We start from the raw sequence: 17,394 nt of genomic DNA on the forward strand, positions 1-17,394 counted from the left end.
AGGGATCGATTTTACTAAAGGACTGGAACGGCAAAATCGGCGAAACGTCGAATTTTAGCTGATAAATCAAGGATTATTGCCGGAAACTCATGCAACCTGATCAAGTTATTGCTGACCCGCGAGAACCTGATAGGCGTGGCCGCCAGTAAAACGGATCAGTATCCTAGGGCGTGTCACCCCTCATTACCAGTACCGCGTGGCCACCCACAAGGCCCGGCCCGGTAATGAATGGCGACACGCCCCAACCTCTCGCCCGCAGGCCAAGACCCAGCGGACAGCCCAACAGGTTTAAAACGAATGAATGCTCTAGCCCGCCGCGCCGCAGGCCTGCTGCTCAGCACAGTTTGTCTGCCGCTTGCAGCCCTGGCTGCCGACCCGCAACCCACCCACGAATTCACCCTCGACAACGGCCTGAAGGTCGTTGTCCGCGAAGACCATCGTGCCCCGGTGGTGGTCTCACAGGTCTGGTACAAGGTCGGCTCCAGCTACGAAACCCCAGGCCAGACCGGCCTTTCCCACGCCCTGGAACACATGATGTTCAAGGGCAGCGAGAAGGTCGGCCCCGGCGAAGCCTCGTTGATCCTGCGAGACCTGGGCGCCGAAGAGAACGCCTTCACCAGCGATGACTTCACCGCCTACTACCAGGTCCTGGCTCGCGACCGCCTGGGCGTGGCCCTGGAACTGGAAGCCGACCGCATGGCCAGCCTGCGCCTGCCGGCCGACGAATTCAGCCGCGAAATCGAGGTGATCAAGGAAGAACGCCGCCTGCGCACCGACGACAAGCCCCTGTCCAAGGCCTACGAGCGCTTCAAGGCCATGGCCTACCCCGCCAGCGGCTACCACACGCCGACCATCGGCTGGATGGCCGACCTGAACCGAATGAAGGTCGAGGAACTGCGCCACTGGTACCAGTCCTGGTACGTGCCCAACAACGCCACCCTGGTAGTGGTTGGCGATGTCACCCCGGACGAGGTCAAGAACCTGGCCCAGCGCTATTTCGGTGCGATTCCCAAGCGTGACGTACCGCCAGCGAAGATCCCCATGGAACTGGCCGAACCCGGTGAGCGCCTGATCACCCTGCATGTGAAGACCCAGCTGCCCAGCCTGATGCTGGCCTTCAACGTGCCAAGCATCGCCACCGCCGAGGACAAGCGCGCAGTCAACGCCCTGCGCCTGGCCGCTGCGCTGCTGGACGGTGGCTACAGCGCCCGTATCCCGACCCAGCTGGAGCGCGGCGAGGAGCTGCTGTCCAATGGCTCCAGCAGCTACGACGCCTATACCCGTGGCGACAGTCTGTTCATGCTGTCCGCCACCCCCAACGGCCAGAAGAAAAAAACCATCGCCCAGGCCGAAGCCGGGCTGTGGCGCCTGCTGGAGCAACTCAAGACCACCCCGCCCTCCGCAGAAGAGCTGGAGCGGGTCCGGGCCCAGGTGATTGCCGGCCTGGTCTACGAGCGCGACTCGATCACCAGCCAGGCCACCGCCATCGGTCAGCTGGAAACCGTCGGCCTGTCGTGGAAGCTGATGGACACCGAGCTTGCCGAACTGCAAAGCGTGACCCCGGAAGACATCCAGAAGGCCGCCCGCACCTACTTCACCCGGGAACGTATGAGCGTGGCCCACGTACTGCCTGAGGAGTCCGCTCATGAATAAGCGCAAGAATGCTTCACCGATCCTGCTGGGCGCCGCATTGGCGGCCCTGCTCACCGCCGGCGGCCTGTACCTCTCGCGATCCGGCGAAAGCAATGCCAGCCAGGCCCTGGACAACGCCAAGAGCAGCCAGAAGCTGCAATCTCTGGCCGAGCTCGATGGCAAGGCTCCCAGCCACCGCAACCTCAATGTGCAGACCTGGAGCACCGCCGAAGGCGCCAAGGTGCTGTTTGTCGAGGCCCGCGAGCTGCCGATGTTCGACATGCGCCTGATCTTCGCCGCCGGCAGCAGCCAGGATGGCAACACCTCCGGCCTAGCCCTGCTGACCAACGCCATGCTCAACGAGGGCGTGGCCGGTAAGGATGTGGGCGCCATCGCCCAAGGCTTTGAAAGCCTGGGGGCGGATATCGGCAACGGCGCCTACAAGGACATGGCCGTGGTCTCGCTGCGCAGCCTCAGCGCGGTGGATAAACGCCAGCCGGCACTGAAGCTGTTTGCCGAAGTGGTGGGCAAGCCGACCTTCCCCGCCGACTCCCTGGCCCGGATCAAGAACCAGCTGCTCGCCGGCTTCGAGTACCAGAAGCAGAACCCCGGCAAGTTGGCCAGCCTGGAGCTGATGCAGCGCCTGTACGGCAGCCATCCCTATGCTCACGCCAGCGAAGGCAACGCCAAGAGCGTTCCGGGCATTAGCCTGGCGCAACTGCAGGCGTTCCACGCCAAGGCCTATACCGCCAGCAATGGGGTGATCGCCCTGGTGGGCGACCTCTCGCGCAGCGACGCCGAGGCGATTGCCGCCCAGGTTTCCGCCGCCCTGCCCAAGGGCCCGGCCCTGGCGAAGATCGAGCAGCCGGTAGAACCCAAGGCCAGCGTCGGCCACATCGAGTTCCCATCGAGCCAGACCAACCTGCTGCTGGCGCAACTGGGCATCGACCGTGACGACCCGGACTACGCCGCGGTATCCCTGGGCAACCAGATTCTCGGCGGTGGCGGTTTCGGCACCCGGCTGATGAGCGAAGTGCGCGAGAAGCGCGGCCTGACCTACGGCGTCTACTCCGGCTTCACCCCGATGCAGGTCCGCGGCCCGTTCATGATCAATCTGCAGACCCGTGCCGAGATGAGCGAAGGCACCCTCAAGCTGGTGCAAGATGTATTCGCCGACTACCTGAAGAACGGCCCGACCCAGAAAGAACTGGACGACGCCAAGCGTGAACTGGCCGGCAGCTTCCCGCTGTCCACCGCCAGCAACGCCGATATCGTCGGCCAACTGGGCGCCATGGGCTTCTACAATCTGCCGCTGAGCTACCTGGAGGACTTTATGCGTCAATCCCAGGAGCTGACGGTGGAACAGGTCAAGGCCGCCATGAACAAGCACCTTAGCGTCGACAAGATGGTCATCGTCAGCGCCGGCCCGACCGTCGCCCAGAAGCCGCTACCCCCCCCTACTGACAAACCCGCCGAGCAACCGCTCGGGGTTCCGGAGCACTGATGGCCCGTCCAGCCCGTCCCAGCAAGAAACCCGTCCACAACCAGCACAACGGCGTGGGCCAGCTGCGCATCATCGGCGGCGAGTGGCGCAGCCGCAAGCTGAGCTTCCCCGACCTGCCGGGCCTGCGCCCGACCCCGGACCGGGTGCGCGAGACCCTGTTCAACTGGCTCGCACCCTATGTACCCGGGGCCAAGGTGATCGACCTGTTCGCCGGCAGCGGCGCGGTGTTCCTCGAAGCCCTGTCCCGCGGTGCAGCCTCGGGCCTGGCGCTCGATAGCAGCAGCGTTGCGGTGTCCAGCCTGCGCGAACACCTGGGTACCCTGCGCTGCACCGTCGGCCAGGTACAAACGGCCGACGCCTTGCGTTATCTGGAAACCCAACCGGCCACCGCCTTCGACCTGGCTTTCCTCGACCCACCGTTCAACCAGAACCTGCTACCCGCGGCCTGTGCCTTGCTGGAAGAGCGTGGCTGGCTGGCGGACGATGCCTGGATCTACACCGAAAGCGAGGCAGCGCCCTCGACCCTGGGCCTGCCGGCACGCTGGCGCCTGCATCGTGAGCAAAAATCCGGGCAAGTGCATTACGCGTTGTGGCAACGTATGGCGGACAACGCCGCTTAAGCCGGCTGCAAGCACAGCCCCCGGGCTGTGCACCGCTGCCTAGAGATCCTCCCCGTGTCCGATTCGCCTGATCGTTTCACCCCTGCCTTCGGCCTTGGCAATCCGCACCTGCAGACCTTGTGGGGCCCGCTGTGGCGCCCCACCACGCACCTGGAACGCCAGCGCGAGCGCCTGTGGCTGGAGGACGGCGACTTCCTCGATCTCGACTGGCACGGCCCCCATAACGCCGATTCACCCTTGGTACTGGTACTGCATGGCCTGACCGGCTCCTCCAACTCACCCTACGTGGCCGGCCTGCAACAGGCGCTCGCCGCCCGCGGCTGGGCCAGCGCCGCGCTGAACTGGCGTGGTTGCTCGGGCGAACCCAACCTGCTGCCGCGCAGCTATCACTCCGGCGCCAGCGAAGACCTGGCCTCCGCCATCGCCCACCTGCAGGCCAGGCGTCCCCAGGCACCGCTGTACGCCGTGGGCTACTCCCTGGGGGGCAACGTGCTGCTCAAGTACCTGGGGGAAACCGGCAGCGCCAGCCCACTGCAAGGAGCCGCGGCGGTCTCGGTACCCTTTCGCCTGGACCAGTGCGCCGACCGGATCGGCCAGGGTTTCTCCAGGGTCTACCAAGCGCACTTCATGCGCGAGATGCTGGCCTACATCAAGGACAAGCAGCGCCAGTTCCAGCACGACGGCCGCCATGACGGACTGGCGACCCTGGCACAACTGGGACCGCTGACCAAGATGCGCACCTTCTGGGATTTCGATGGCCGGGTCACCGCACCACTGCATGGTTTCGCCGACGCCCAGGACTATTACCGGCGCGCCTCCAGCCGCTACTTCCTGGGGGAGATCCGCACCCCGACCCTGATCATCCAGGCTGCGGATGATCCTTTCGTCTTCCGCCACAGCCTGCCCGAAGCCAGCGAGCTGTCGGCCAGTACCCACTTCGAGCTACAAGCCAGGGGCGGGCATGTCGGGTTCGTCGAAGGCACCCTCAAGCACCCCGGCTATTACCTGGAGCGGCGCATTCCACAATGGCTGGCAGGCCTGGGGCGCCATGGATAGTCCCGCCCGCGAATCGATCCGATTCTGGCAGACCGCCCCGCTGACAGGCGTCGAGCTGCTCTCGGCGCGCTACATCGAGCATCGTTTCGTACCCCACGTGCATGACGGTTTCGTGATCGGCATGATCATGGCCGGGGCCCAGCGCTACCGCTATCGCGGCGCCGAGCACCTGGCGGGTAGCGGCACCCTGGTGCTGATCAACCCCGACGAACTGCACACCGGGGCCAAGGGTACCGAGGACGGCTGGCTGTACCGAGCCTTCTACCCAGACAACCAGCAGGTGCTCGGCCTGCTCGGCGAACTGGGCCTGCCCAACAGCAACCTGCCGGCATTTGGCGCGACCCTCTACCGCGACCCGGACCTGGTCAAGGGATTCACCTGCCTGCACCACTTGCTGGAAAGCCCTGCCACGGCTTTGCAACAGCAGACCCAATGGCGTGAAATGCTGCTCCTGCTGCTCCAGCGTCATGCCAGGGTCAAGGCGCCGAAGGCGCCTGGGCAGGAGCACCGGGCCATAGTCCAGGCCAAGGAACTATTGCGTGAGCAGTTGGCAGCACCGCCGTCCCTGGAAGAGCTGGCTGCGGCAGTGAACCTGTCGCCCTTCCACTTTGCCCGGGTGTTCCGCCATGCCACCGGCATTCCTCCCCATACCTGGCTGATGCAGCAACGCATCGCCAAGGCTCGGGCCCTACTGCGCGAAGGCTGTTTGCCGCTGGAAGTGGCGACGCAACTGGGCTTCGCCGACCAGAGCCACCTCAGCCGGCAGTTCAAGCAGGTCTATGGGGTCGCGCCTGCGGCCTACCGCAGTGCCCTGCAAGGCCACTGAACTCGGCCGTACCTGATGAGGCAGCGGCCGGTATCAGCTCGCGCAGCCCACAAACTTGCGCAATGAGAGGCGAACGCTGGCAATAGCGGGCTCAGTCGCCCGTGGCAATGGCCCGCGCAGGATCGGTGATCCACTCGCTCCACGAGCCGGCATACAGCCGGGCCAGCGGGTACCCGGCCAGACACAGGGCGAACAGGTTGTGACAGGCCGTCACACCGGAGCCGCAATAGGCCACCAATTGCTCCGGTGAACGCCCAGCGAGTTTCTCGGCAAAGCGCTGCTTGAGCTGTGGCGCTGGCAGGAAGCGGCCATCGCTGCCCAGGTTGTCGGTGAACGCGGCGCACTGTGCCCCGGGAATGTGCCCGGCCACCGGGTCGATCGGTTCCACCTCGCCACGAAAACGAGGCAATGCCCGGGCGTCCAGCAGGGTCAGCTCCGGCTGGCCCAGGCGTCGCTGCAGGTGCTCGGCATCCAGCAACAGGCTGTGGTCAGGCTGGCCGCTGAAGTGCCCCTGGACATGGGGCGGGGCATCCAGGCTCAGCGGCAGGCCAGCGCCATGCCAGGCCTTCAGGCCGCCATCGAGGATGAACACGCCCTCACGCTTGCCCAGCCAGGCCAGCAGCCACCAGGCGCGGGCGGCATAAGCGCCGGGGCCATCGTCGTACAGCACGATGTCGCTGTCGTTATCGATCCCCCAGGCTTGCAGGCGCTCCACCAGCCGGGCCGGGTCCGGCAACGGATGCCGGCCTGTCACGCCCTTGGTCACCGGCCCACTGAGATCCCGGTTCAGGTCGGCGAAATGCGCCCCGGCCAAATGCCCCTCGGCATAGCAACGCTGCCCGTAGTCCGGGTCTTCCAGGGCAAAGCGGCAATCCAGAATCACCAGGCCAGGCTGTTGGCGCTTCTGGTCCAGGGCTAGCGGGCTGATCAATTGCGCAAGGGGCATAGCGGGCTCCTGTGAATGAGGGTCGAAGCTGGATCCTACTGCACTTCTTCCAGGGCTTGGGCCAGAGGCACGTAAAACTCCTCGAACAGTCCGTTGACCGCTTCCCGGGCCTGCTCGGTGACAAAGCCGGCTTCCAGCACCAGCACCTGGTAGACGCCACGCTTGATCGCCTCCTCGCTCAGGTGCGTGGAGTTCTCGCGAGTCGTGCACAAGAAACGCACCCAGGAGGTGAGGATGATCCAGGCATTGAGGGTCAGGGATTCGATCTGCACCCTGTCCATGGCGATGATCCCGGCATCGACGAAACGCCCATAGATGGCCATGCCCTGGATCAGGCAGCGCTGCGAGAAGCGCCGATAACGCGCCGCCAGCTCAGGGTCGCTGTCGAGCAGGTGCTCCAGGTCCCGGTGCAGGAAGCGGTAGCGCCACATGGCCGCCAGCAGGGCCTGCAGGTAGTAGCGCTTGTCCTCTACGGTGACCGCCCGCCCGGGAGGCGGACGCAGGAAGCTGTCCACCAGGCTTTCGTACTCGGCGAAGAGCACGGCGATGATCGCCTGCTTGTTGGGGAAGTGGTAGTACAGGTTGCCCGGGGATATCTCCATATGCGCGGCAATGTGATTGGTACTGACATTGCGCTCGCCCTGCTGGTTGAAGAGCTCCAGGCTGAACTGGACGATGCGTTCACGGGTTTTTATACGTGGGGCCATGGATGTGGGCTTTAATTCGGAAGACTGGGTGCATTTTACGACCTATTCCCCCTGGGGATAAATCGCGACCGGCACGGGATGGTAATTGACAATTTAGAGCATAAGCTCTAAAAAACTAGCCACCTCACAAAAACCGGAGCCCGGTCATGTCTGCCGAAATCGCCTACCTACAGGATTCCCTTCAGCAACAGGACGGGCTGCTGGAGCTGTTCGAAGCCCAACGCCGGGCCTATGCCGCCAACCCGATGCCCCCTGCCGCCCAGCGCGACCAATGGCTCAAGGCATTGCAGGAGCTGCTGAGCAATGAACGCCAGGCGCTGGTCGACGCCATCAGCCAGGACTTCAGCAACCGCAGCGCCAATGAAACCCTGGTGGCAGAAATCATGCCCAGCCTGCATGGCATCCACTATGCCCGCAAACATCTGAAGGGCTGGATGAAACCCTCCCGCCGCGCCGTCGGCCTGGCCTTCCAGCCGGCTTCAGCCAAGGTGATCTACCAGCCGCTGGGCGTGGTGGGGGTCATCGTGCCCTGGAACTACCCCCTGTTCCTGTGCATGGGCCCACTGACCGGAGCCCTGGCCGCCGGCAACCGGGTCATGCTCAAGCTCAGCGAGTCGACCCCCGCCACCGGCCTGCTGCTCAAGCAACTGCTGGCGCGGATCTTCCCCGAAGACCTGGTGTGCGTGGTCCTGGGCGAGGCGGAGGTGGGCATGGCCTTTTCCAAGCTGCCCCTGGACCACCTGCTGTTCACCGGCGCCACCAGCATCGGCAAGCATGTGATGCGTGCCGCGGCGGAAAACCTGACCCCGGTGACCCTGGAGCTGGGAGGCAAGTCCCCGGCCATCGTCTCCCATACCGTGCCGCTCAAGGATGCTGCCGAGCGTATCGCTTTCGGCAAGACCATGAACGCGGGCCAGACCTGCGTCGCCCCGGACTATGTGCTGGTGCCGGAGGAGCGCGTGGACGCCTTCGTCGAGGCCTATCGCCAGGTAGTGAACCGCTTCTTCCCGACCCTGGCGGACAACCCCGACTACACCGCCATCATCAACCAGCGCCAGTTGGCGCGGCTCAACAGCTACCTGAGCGACGCCACCAGCAAAGGCGCGCAGGTGGTGTCGCTGTTCGATCAGGGCCAGGAACGCCGCCTGCCCCACAGCCTGCTGCTCAATGTCACCGATGACATGACAGTCATGCAGGATGAGATCTTCGGGCCGATCCTGCCCGTGGTGCCCTACAAGACCCTGGACCAGGCCCTGGCCTATATCACCGAACGGCCTCGCCCCCTGGCGCTGTACTACTTCGGCTACGACAAGGCCGAGCAGCAGCGCGTGCTCACCGAAACCCATTCCGGTGGCGCCTGCATGAACGACACCTTGTTGCACGTGACCCAGGACGACCTGCCGTTCGGCGGCATCGGCCCTTCCGGCATGGGGCACTACCATGGCCATGAAGGCTTCCTGACCTTCAGCAAGGCCAAGGGGGTATTCATCAAGCAGCGATTCAACGCCGCTCGCCTGATCTATCCACCCTATGGCACATCGATCCAGAAGCTGATCCAGAAGCTGTTCATCCGCTAGGAGCCGTTGAAAGCAGAGCGGCTGCCAGCGCGGTCGCTTTTCGAGAGACCTCAACCAGTAGATCGCAGGGTAATAACAACAATGACCCCTAGCCTGACCGAAACACCCGCGCTGTCACGGCGCGGCCTGCTGAAAATCGGCCTGTGCGCCAGTGCTTTCCTGGCCACCGCCGGCCTGGGTGCCAGCCTCAGTGGCTGCACCGCCAGCACACCGGCCAACGGTTTCGCCATCTTGCGCAACAATGAACTGCCGTTTCTGAGGGCGTTGATCCCGGTGATGCTCGAAGGCGCCGTGGCAGCGGACAGGATGTCCACTGCCATCGACGCTACCCTGGTAAACCTGGACAACGCCCTCAACCATCTGTCGCCGGAAATGCTCAAGCTCACCCAGCAGCTGTTCGACGTGCTGGGCATGACCGTGACCCGGGGGCCACTGACGGGGATCTGGGGCAGCTGGGAGAATGCCAGCGCAGACGATATCCGCAACTTCCTCAAGCGCTGGGAGAACAGCTACCTGTCGCTGCTGCGCATGGGCCACGCCTCGTTGCTGCAGCTGGTGATGATGGCCTGGTATACCCGCGCCGAATCCTGGGCGCACTGCGGCTACCCCGGACCACCCAGGATCTGATCCAGCCAGCCGCCACCGGTCGCATCAGGGAGATGTGCGGCCCCAGTACCTTTGCGCCACGACCTCAATAATAAGAGAGCACCCGCTATGCCCGTACCTGATCTGTTCCGCGAAGGCCTGAACCGTGGCTGGAAAACCTACAACGGCTCGCAACTCGAGCAGGACCTGACGCTTGAAGCCGACGTCGCCATCGTCGGCAGCGGTGCGGGAGGCGGCACTACCGCCGAGATCCTCAGCGCCGCCGGCTACAAGGTGCTGCTGATCGAAGAGGGCCCGCTCAAGACCAGCGACGACTTCAAGATGCTCGAGGACCAGGCCTACACCAGCCTGTACCAGGAGGGCATCGGCCGCATGAGCAAAGACGGCGCCATTACCATTCTCCAGGGCCGTGCCGTCGGGGGCACCACCTTGATCAACTGGACCTCGAGCTTCCGCACTCCCGATCCGACCCTGGAGCACTGGGCCCGCGAGCACGGGGTCGTGGGCCACAGTTCGGCCGAGATGGCGCCCTGGTTCGAGAAGATGGAGCAGCGCCTGGGCGTCGCGCCCTGGGCCATGCCGCCCAATGCCAACAACGATGTGATCCGCAAGGGCTGCGAAACCCTGGGCTACAGCTGGCACGTGATTCCGCGCAACGTGCGTGGTTGCTGGAACCTGGGCTATTGCGGCCTGGGCTGCCCGACCAACGCCAAGCAATCGATGCTGGTGACCACCATCCCCGCCACCTTGGAAAAAGGCGGAGAGCTGCTGTACCTGGCCCGTGCTGACCGCCTGCAGATCAACGGCGACAAGATCACCAGCCTGCAATGCCAGGCCATGGACGAGCGCTGCGTGGCCCCTACCGGCCGCAAGATCACCGTCAAGGCCAAGCACTATGTGCTGGCCGGTGGCGGCATCAACAGCCCGGCCCTGCTGCTGCGTTCCGATGCGCCGGACCCGCACTCGCGGCTGGGCAAGCGCACCTTCCTGCACCTGGTGAATTTCTCCGCTGGACAGTTCGACGAGGTGATCAACCCGTTCTATGGCGCCCCCCAGTCGATCTATTCCGACCATTTCCAGTGGCAGGACGGCACCACCGGCAAGATGTCCTACAAGCTTGAGGTACCGCCTCTGCAACCGGCCCTGGCCAGTACCCTGCTGGGCGGCTTCGGCCCCCAGAGCGGCCTGACCATGGAGCAACTGCCGCACACCCACGCCATGCTGGCGCTGCTGCGGGACGGCTTTCATCCCGATAGCACCGGCGGCAACGTCGAACTGCGCGGTGATGGCAGCCCGGTGCTCGACTACCAGGTCTCGCCCTACGCCTGGGACGGCCTGCGCCGGGCCTTCCATAGCATGGCGGAGATCCAGTTCGCCGGTGGCGCCAAGGCCGTCAAGCCGCTGCACAGCGACGCACGCTTCGCCAAGACTCTGGCCGAGGTTCGCACCCAGATCGACGGCCTGGACCTGGCCCTGTACCGCACACGCCTGGGCAGTGCCCACGTGATGGGCGGCTGTGCCATGGGCGAGGACCCGAAAACCGCAGTCACCGACAGCCAGGGTCGCCATCACCAGCTGCGCAACCTGTCGGTCCACGACGGCTCGCTGTTTCCCACCAGCATCGGCGCCAACCCGCAACTGTCGGTCTATGGCCTGACCGCACAACTGGCCACGGCCCTGGCGGAACGCTTGAAATCGGCGTGAAGGAACTCGGTATTCGTGGCGTCTATAGTGCTTTGTAAGCCAAAAGGCGACTTGGCCGACCGGAAAGGCTGCGATACCATCCGACTCCCCAACGGATTCCCGCCAGGACGACGCGATGAACCGAGTGCTGTACCCAGGTACCTTCGACCCTATTACCAAGGGCCACGGCGATCTGGTCGAACGCGCCTCGCGGCTGTTCGACCATGTCATCATCGCTGTTGCGGCCAGCCCCAAGAAAAACCCGCTTTTCCCCCTGGAACAGCGCGTGGAGCTGGCGCGAGAGGTGACCAAGCATCTGCCCAACGTCGAAGTCGTCGGCTTCTCGACGCTACTGGCGCATTTCGCCAAGGAGCAGAACGCCAATGTCTTCCTGCGCGGCCTGCGGGCGGTTTCGGACTTCGAATATGAGTTCCAGCTGGCCAACATGAACCGGCAACTGGCCCCGGACGTGGAGAGCCTGTTCCTCACGCCGTCCGAGCGCTATTCGTTCATTTCCTCGACGCTGGTCCGTGAAATCGCAGCCCTGGGCGGTGACATCAGCAAGTTCGTCCATCCGGCCGTCGCCGAAGCCTTGACCCTGCGCTTCAAGAAGTAGCGCCCCGGGCCCCGCCAGGGGCCACGGCTCGCTGTCAGCCATCGCGCCCGCGTGCACTGTGGGCGCCAATACGGCACAATTGCGCGCATTCGTTTTTACATGCCCGGGCCTGCCGCCCAGGCCGGAGTACCCCATGTCCCTGATCATCACCGACGATTGCATCAACTGCGACGTCTGCGAACCCGAGTGCCCTAACGCGGCCATCTCCCAAGGCGAAGAAATCTACGTCATCGATCCGAACCTGTGCACCCAGTGCGTCGGCCACTATGACGAACCGCAGTGCCAGCAAGTGTGCCCGGTGGATTGCATTCCCCTGGACGAGGCCCGTCCGGAAACCGAAGAAGAGCTGATGGCCAAATACCGCAAGATCACCGGCAAGGCCTGATCTGTTTGGGGCCATGGCGGCCCCGGTGTTTGCCAATACACGACTGGATGGATATTGCCAGGTGAAGCAGGAATCAGCTCTGGCAGCGTGGGCAGTAGACGCTGGCGCGCTGGCCCAGCTTGATTTCCCGCAATCCCGTACCGCAGACCTTGCAGTGCTCCCCGCCCCGCCCGTAGACGAACAGTTCCTGCTGGAAGTAGCCGGGCTGGCCATCGCCGCCGATGAAGTCGCGCAAGGTGGTACCACCCTGCAAGATCGCCGCCGCCAGGATCCGCTTGATCTCGATCGCCAGCTTCAAGTAGCGCGCCCGGGAAATGCCCTTGGCCTCGCGACGTGGGTCGATGCCTGCGGCGAACAGCGCCTCGGTGGCGTAGATGTTGCCCACCCCCACCACCACGGCGTTGTCCATGATGAACGGCTTGACTGCCATGGAGCGCCCACGGGACAGCTGGAACAGGCGTTCGCCGTCGAACAGGTCGGTCAGTGGCTCCGGGCCCAGCCGCGCCAGCAGCTCGTGGTTCAACGGATCGAGGCTCCAGAGCATGGCGCCAAAGCGCCGCGGATCGGTGTAGCGCAGCGCCAGGCCCGACTCCAACTCGATATCCACGTGTTCATGCTTGGCCGCCGGCAGGCCGACTTCCACCAGACGCAGGTTGCCCGACATGCCCAAGTGGCTGATCAGGGTCCCGACCTCGGCATTGATCAGCAGGTACTTGGCCCGTCGGTCCACCTGGACGATACGCTGTCCGGACAGGCGCACGTCCAGGTCCTCAGGGATCGGCCAGCGCAGGCGCCGGTCACGCACGATCACCCGGCTGACCTTCTGGCCCTCCAGGTGCGGCGCGATCCCGCGGCGGGTGGTCTCTACCTCCGGTAATTCCGGCATCAGTGGGCGCCCAGTTCGCGCACGGTTTCCTTGAGGTTCTCGAAGTCGTAATCCGACAGGCCGACATAATCGAGAATCAGGTGGCCGATGCTGTTCCACTCGTGGTCTTCGACCTGGTTGCCCAGGACCCGGTGCGAAGCGCAGATGTGCTCGGCCATCTTCAGGATCGCCAGCAGGTTCTTCAGCTGGCTGTTGCGCGAGGACTCATCGCTGAAGATCGCCAGGGCGTTGTGATGGTTGGCAATGGCGTTGGTCACGTGTTCCGGCAGGCGCCAGGACTTGGCTGTGTAGTAGCCCACCACCGCATGATTGGTGTTGAAGGCACGGTTCTCGGTATCCACCACCCGACGCTCGGGGCCGGCGCTGCCGTAGGCTTCTTCCAGTACCGTCATGTAGTCGGGGAAGCGCTTGAGCATCAGTGGCACGCCGCAATCGTGGAACAGGCCCAGCGCATAGGCCTCGTCCACGGCCTGGGCGCCGGTGCGCTTGGCCAGGGTCAGGCAGGTCATGGCCACGTCCTGGGCGGTGTCCCAGAAACGGTTGAGGGTGACGATGGTTTCATCGCTCATCTCGCCCTTGATCGACTGCGCGTTGATCAGGTTGATGATCGAGCGGCTGCCCAAGAGGTTAACCGCGCGCTGGATCGATGCGATCTTGTTGCTCAGGCCGTAGTACGGCGAATTGACGATCTTCAGCAGCGCGCCGGACAGCCCCGGGTCCTGGGATATCAGCTTGGCGATCACCTCCAGATCGGGATCGGGCATGTACTGCTCCATCTGCAGATCCACCATGATCTGCGGCTGGGGCGGCACGCTGATGCCTTGCAGGGCCTGTTGAATCTGTTCGGCTGATAGCTCTTGGGACATAAGTACACACTCTGGGTCAGGCGGCGATTCTACCCCCTATCTCGGCAATGATGGGCAAACCCGCAGGAACTTTACCTTGCACATTTAGCCGCAGGTCCAATGGCCCTCACCGAATGCGTCCGAAGGGGTATAATCGCGCCCTTTTTTCCGGAGCGACGTCATGTCCCTGCCAAGCCTGCGCCTCAAAGCCAACGCCGATCGCCGCCTGCGCGCCGGCCACCTGTGGGTCTACAGCAACGAGATCGATGTAGCCGCCACTCCTCTGCATGGCTTCAAGGCAGGCGACCAGGCGCTGCTGGAAGCCGCCGGTGGCAAGCCCCTGGGCATCGTGGCCATGAGCCCCAACAACCTGATCTGCGCCCGCCTGCTGTCGCGCGATGTACGGTTGGCCCTGGACAAGTCGCTGCTGGTCCATCGCCTGAACGTGGCCCTGTCCCTGCGCGAGCGGCTGTTCGACAAACCCTTCTACCGCCTGGTGTACGGCGATTCCGACCTGCTGCCGGGCCTGGTGGTGGATCGCTTCGGCGACATTCTCGTGGTGCAACTGGCCTCGGCCACCATGGAGCGTCACAAGGACGACGTGATCGCCGCCCTGGTCCAGGTGCTCAAGCCCAGCGGCATCCTGTTCAAGAACGATTCCGCCGCCCGTGATGCCGAGGGCCTGGAGCGCTACGTCGACACGGTGTTCGGCGTGGTGCCGGAGTGGGTCACCCTGGAAGAGAACGGCGTGAAGTTCGAAGCCCCGGTGATGGAAGGCCAGAAGACCGGCTGGTTCTACGACCACCGCATGAACCGCGCGCGCCTGGCGCCCTACGCCAAGGGCAAGCGCGTGCTGGACCTGTTCAGCTACATCGGTGGCTGGGGCGTGCAGGCTGGCGCATTCGGCGCCAGTGAAGTGTTCTGCGTCGATGCCTCGGGCTTCGCCCTGGACGGCGTGGAACGCAACGCCGCGCTGAACGGCATCGCCGACAAGCTCACCTGCATCGAAGGCGATGTGTTCGAGGCCCTCAAGGAGCTCAAGGCCGCCGAAGAGCGTTTCGACGTGATCGTTGCCGACCCTCCCGCCTTCATCAAGCGCAAGAAGGACCTGAAGAACGGTGAAGGCGCCTACCGTCGCCTCAATGAACAGGCCATGCGCCTGCTGACCAAGGACGGCATCCTGGTCAGCGCCTCGTGCTCGATGCACCTGCCCGAGGACGACCTGCAGAACATCCTGCTCACCAGCGCCCGCCACCTGGACCGCAATATCCAGTTCCTGGAGCGTGGCGGCCAGGGCCCGGACCACCCGGTGCATCCGGCCATCCCGGAGACTCGCTACATCAAGAGCATCACCTGCCGCCTGCTGCCCAACAGCTAAGGCCGCCGGCCGGCCCTTGCCCCGGGAAACGGCCAGCCGATAGCGTTTGACTTTGCAGGGCCGCGACTCGATCCTCGGAACCACCTCAAGGATCGAGTTCGCCGCCCCATGGACCACGCTGCCAAACCTGCGCAAAAGACCCCGGCCATCATCCTGCTGATGACCATGACGCTGCTAGGCGTCTTCCCCCTGGACGTCATCCTGCCCTCCTTCCCTGCCCTGGCCGAACGCTTCCAGACGTCGAGCGCCGATATCGCGCTGTCCGTCAGCCTGTTCGCCATCGGCCTGTCCTTTTCCCTTTTGGTGGTCGGGCCGCTGTCCGACTCCCTGGGCCGCAAGAAGCTGCTGCTGGCGGGCATGAGCGTGGCGATCGCCGGCGCCGCTGGTTGCATCATGGCCAGTGAATATCCGTGGTTCCTGTTCTTCAGGGTGATCCAGGCCATTGGCTGCGGCTGTTTTGTCCTGTCCCAGGCGCTGGTGCAGGACCTGTTCGTGGGCAAGGAGCAGGAGCGCCTGCGCATCGCCCTGGTCACCGCCAGCGGGATCTTCATTTCCTTCTCGCCACTCTTGGGCACCTGGTTGCAGGAGCAACTGGGCTGGCAAGGCAGCTTCGAGGTCTTCATCGCCATCGGCCTGCTGGTGATCCTCAAAGCCTGCCTGCTGCTGGAGAACACTTCGGGCACCGCGTCATCCCGGCACAGGAACATTCTCGCCGCCTACTGGCTGGTCTGCTCGGAGCCGCGATTCGTGGGTTACTGGCTGATCTCGGCCCTGGCCTTCGCCTGCCATTTCTCGTTCATCGTCATCTCGCCGATCATCTTCATGGAGCAGTTGCAGCTCTCGCCCTACCAATACGCCCTGGCGCTGTTGATGTACGGCGCGGCCTATGTGCTGGGCGGTTTTGCCGCGGGAGTGATGAATCGGCACATGCAGGCCAGCACCCAGATCATCACCGGACTGTTGCTGATCGCCCTGTCCGGCCTACTGATGCTGTTTCTGCTGCAATCGAGCATGAGTGCGATCACGGTGCTCCTGCCAATGATCGTCTGCACCGCCGGCACAACCATCACCCGGCCGGTCGCCACGTCCCGGGCCATGGGCCTGTTCCCGCAGAACGCGGGGACCTCGGCTTCGGCCGGCAACATGATCATCTTTACCTGTGGCGGCCTGATCAGTGCGTTCATCAATCTGAGCGCCAGCAACCTGATCATGGCCCTGGGCTTGTGCTTCCTGGTATTGAGTGCAAGCGCCCTGACCCTGAACAGCCTGGTCAATCGGCACAATCAGCGGGCCTGCGCCTGAATCCCCTGGCCCGCCACGAGTAGCCGAGAAACAGCGCAACCGAGAACGCCAGGGGCGGGCCGGTGAAGAAGGCCAGTGACAGGAGCCCATCCTTGAAAGGGTCCAGGTGCCGATAGGCAAGCCACGCCTTGAACAGCCTTTGGACCAGCCAGGGCCACGGCAGCGCCAGTAGCAGCCACAGGCCGTTATCGAGCAGCCGGCGTCCCAACCGGGGCCCGCCCTGCGCCAGGGTGGCGCCCAGGAGCGCGATCAGCAGCAAGGCAGCACCGACGCCATAGACCACCAGCATGGTCGAAGGCAGTGCCAGGCATGCGAGCGCCAGTGCCGCCGCAACCAGGCCCACCAGCAGCACGGCGACCCCGCTGCGCAACCGGCGCCATTGCTCGCCCTGAAGCTGCAGCGTCGTGCCGCCCGCCAACAGGACAGCGGCCAGCACCGCCATGGCGCTAAAGGTCCAGCCGCTATGGAGAAGCAGCCACATCAGCACGCCCCCCTGCAACACGCCAACAGCCAGGTACAACTTCACGGATCGAAAGGGGGCGGGCATTCCAGTTCCATTGGAGGCAGATCGAAGGAACGCGAGTCTAAAGCAATCCTTCGGCCCAGGTGACCTAGGGAGCAATCGATATCGCACCGTGGCCTCGGCATTCCTTCCTGACGCCAGCGGTGTAGAATCGCCAGATTCATCGCCAGTCATCCCCCGGCGGGTTTATGAGCTCAGGCTGAGTCTCGCGGCGATCCCGCGGTGTCATCGGCAGCTTCGGACACACGGCCATTTCTGAGTGTTCCCGAGGTCAATAGAAGCTCACTCCCCATTTGTCACCT

Annotated in this window: 17 protein-coding genes; 12 read left to right on the plus strand and 5 right to left on the minus strand. The window is 64.2% G+C overall.

Features of this window, described 5'->3' with window-relative positions; genetic code table 11:
- Nucleotides 1-297: 297 nt before the first annotated feature.
- The 5 genes from ATY02_RS34605 to ATY02_RS34625 are packed head-to-tail and all read left to right on the plus strand — an operon-like array spanning nucleotide 298 to nucleotide 5,638.
- A complete protein-coding gene (locus ATY02_RS34605) occupies nucleotides 298-1,653 on the plus strand; it encodes a M16 family metallopeptidase (protein WP_068575468.1) in 1,356 nt (451 codons plus the stop codon).
- A complete protein-coding gene (locus ATY02_RS34610) occupies nucleotides 1,646-3,136 on the plus strand; it encodes a M16 family metallopeptidase (protein WP_068575467.1) in 1,491 nt (496 codons plus the stop codon). The genes ATY02_RS34605 and ATY02_RS34610 overlap by 8 nt, the downstream gene beginning before the upstream one ends.
- Nucleotides 3,136-3,756, plus strand: a complete 621-nt coding sequence (gene rsmD, locus ATY02_RS34615; RefSeq protein ID WP_068575466.1) for a 16S rRNA (guanine(966)-N(2))-methyltransferase RsmD — start codon at nucleotides 3,136-3,138, stop codon at nucleotides 3,754-3,756. The genes ATY02_RS34610 and rsmD overlap by 1 nt, the downstream gene beginning before the upstream one ends.
- A gap of 54 nt (nucleotides 3,757-3,810) precedes the next feature.
- Complete coding sequence (locus ATY02_RS34620; protein ID WP_068575465.1) at nucleotides 3,811-4,812, plus strand: hydrolase; 1,002 nt, start codon at nucleotides 3,811-3,813, stop codon at nucleotides 4,810-4,812.
- Nucleotides 4,805-5,638: an AraC family transcriptional regulator gene (locus ATY02_RS34625; protein WP_068575464.1), complete on the plus strand. Its 834-nt coding sequence runs from the start codon at nucleotides 4,805-4,807 to the stop codon at nucleotides 5,636-5,638. Before ATY02_RS34620 ends, ATY02_RS34625 begins: the two co-directional genes overlap by 8 nt.
- A gap of 91 nt (nucleotides 5,639-5,729) precedes the next feature.
- Here the strand turns inward: ATY02_RS34625 and ATY02_RS34630 are convergent, their stop codons facing one another.
- Both ATY02_RS34630 and ATY02_RS34635 read right to left on the minus strand, forming a co-directional pair.
- Entirely contained in the window at nucleotides 5,730-6,584 is an 855-nt protein-coding gene (locus tag ATY02_RS34630) for a sulfurtransferase (protein WP_068575463.1), read from the minus strand.
- A gap of 35 nt (nucleotides 6,585-6,619) precedes the next feature.
- Nucleotides 6,620-7,291, minus strand: coding sequence for a TetR/AcrR family transcriptional regulator (locus ATY02_RS34635; RefSeq protein WP_068575462.1), 672 nt, complete (start codon nucleotides 7,289-7,291; stop codon nucleotides 6,620-6,622).
- A gap of 146 nt (nucleotides 7,292-7,437) precedes the next feature.
- On the opposite strand from ATY02_RS34635, the gene ATY02_RS34640 reads away from it, so the two are divergent.
- From ATY02_RS34640 to ATY02_RS34660, 5 genes are all read left to right on the plus strand, one after another.
- Nucleotides 7,438-8,868, plus strand: coding sequence for a coniferyl aldehyde dehydrogenase (locus ATY02_RS34640; RefSeq protein ID WP_068575461.1), 1,431 nt, complete (start codon nucleotides 7,438-7,440; stop codon nucleotides 8,866-8,868).
- 81 nt (nucleotides 8,869-8,949) lie between these two features.
- Nucleotides 8,950-9,495 carry a twin-arginine translocation pathway signal protein gene (locus tag ATY02_RS34645; protein ID WP_068575460.1) on the plus strand — a complete coding sequence of 182 codons (546 nt, stop codon included), beginning with the start codon at nucleotides 8,950-8,952 and terminating at the stop codon, nucleotides 9,493-9,495.
- An 87-nt stretch (nucleotides 9,496-9,582) separates the two neighbouring features.
- Entirely contained in the window at nucleotides 9,583-11,178 is a 1,596-nt protein-coding gene (locus ATY02_RS34650) for a GMC family oxidoreductase (protein ID WP_068575459.1), read from the plus strand.
- A gap of 115 nt (nucleotides 11,179-11,293) precedes the next feature.
- Nucleotides 11,294-11,773: a pantetheine-phosphate adenylyltransferase gene (gene coaD / locus ATY02_RS34655; protein ID WP_007953414.1), complete on the plus strand. Its 480-nt coding sequence runs from the start codon at nucleotides 11,294-11,296 to the stop codon at nucleotides 11,771-11,773.
- 133 nt (nucleotides 11,774-11,906) lie between these two features.
- Nucleotides 11,907-12,158: a YfhL family 4Fe-4S dicluster ferredoxin gene (locus tag ATY02_RS34660; RefSeq protein ID WP_011064042.1), complete on the plus strand. Its 252-nt coding sequence runs from the start codon at nucleotides 11,907-11,909 to the stop codon at nucleotides 12,156-12,158.
- Between the two features lie 73 nt (nucleotides 12,159-12,231).
- Here the strand turns inward: ATY02_RS34660 and mutM are convergent, their stop codons facing one another.
- Both mutM and ATY02_RS34670 read right to left on the minus strand, forming a co-directional pair.
- Nucleotides 12,232-13,044: a bifunctional DNA-formamidopyrimidine glycosylase/DNA-(apurinic or apyrimidinic site) lyase gene (gene mutM / locus ATY02_RS34665; protein ID WP_068575458.1), complete on the minus strand. Its 813-nt coding sequence runs from the start codon at nucleotides 13,042-13,044 to the stop codon at nucleotides 12,232-12,234.
- Entirely contained in the window at nucleotides 13,044-13,856 is an 813-nt protein-coding gene (locus ATY02_RS34670) for an HDOD domain-containing protein (RefSeq protein WP_164487358.1), read from the minus strand. The genes mutM and ATY02_RS34670 overlap by 1 nt, the downstream gene beginning before the upstream one ends.
- 214 nt (nucleotides 13,857-14,070) lie before the next feature.
- Here ATY02_RS34670 and ATY02_RS34675 point away from each other — a divergent pair, with 214 nt between their 5' ends.
- Nucleotides 14,071-15,267 (plus strand): class I SAM-dependent rRNA methyltransferase, encoded by a 1,197-nt coding sequence (locus tag ATY02_RS34675; protein WP_068575456.1) that lies wholly within the window; start codon nucleotides 14,071-14,073, stop codon nucleotides 15,265-15,267.
- A gap of 108 nt (nucleotides 15,268-15,375) precedes the next feature.
- The gene (locus ATY02_RS34680; RefSeq protein ID WP_068575455.1) at nucleotides 15,376-16,569 is read left to right on the plus strand and encodes an MFS transporter; all 1,194 of its coding nucleotides are present in this window, start codon (nucleotides 15,376-15,378) and stop codon (nucleotides 16,567-16,569) included.
- Here the strand turns inward: ATY02_RS34680 and ATY02_RS34685 are convergent.
- Nucleotides 16,538-17,116, minus strand: a complete 579-nt coding sequence (locus ATY02_RS34685; protein WP_068575454.1) for a hypothetical protein — start codon at nucleotides 17,114-17,116, stop codon at nucleotides 16,538-16,540. The two genes, ATY02_RS34680 and ATY02_RS34685, sit on opposite strands and share 32 nt — an antisense overlap.
- Between the last annotated feature and the right edge of the window lie 278 nt (nucleotides 17,117-17,394).

The organism is Pseudomonas sp. BIOMIG1BAC, from assembly GCF_001705995.2.
Classification (GTDB): domain Bacteria; phylum Pseudomonadota; class Gammaproteobacteria; order Pseudomonadales; family Pseudomonadaceae; genus Aquipseudomonas; species Aquipseudomonas sessilinigenes.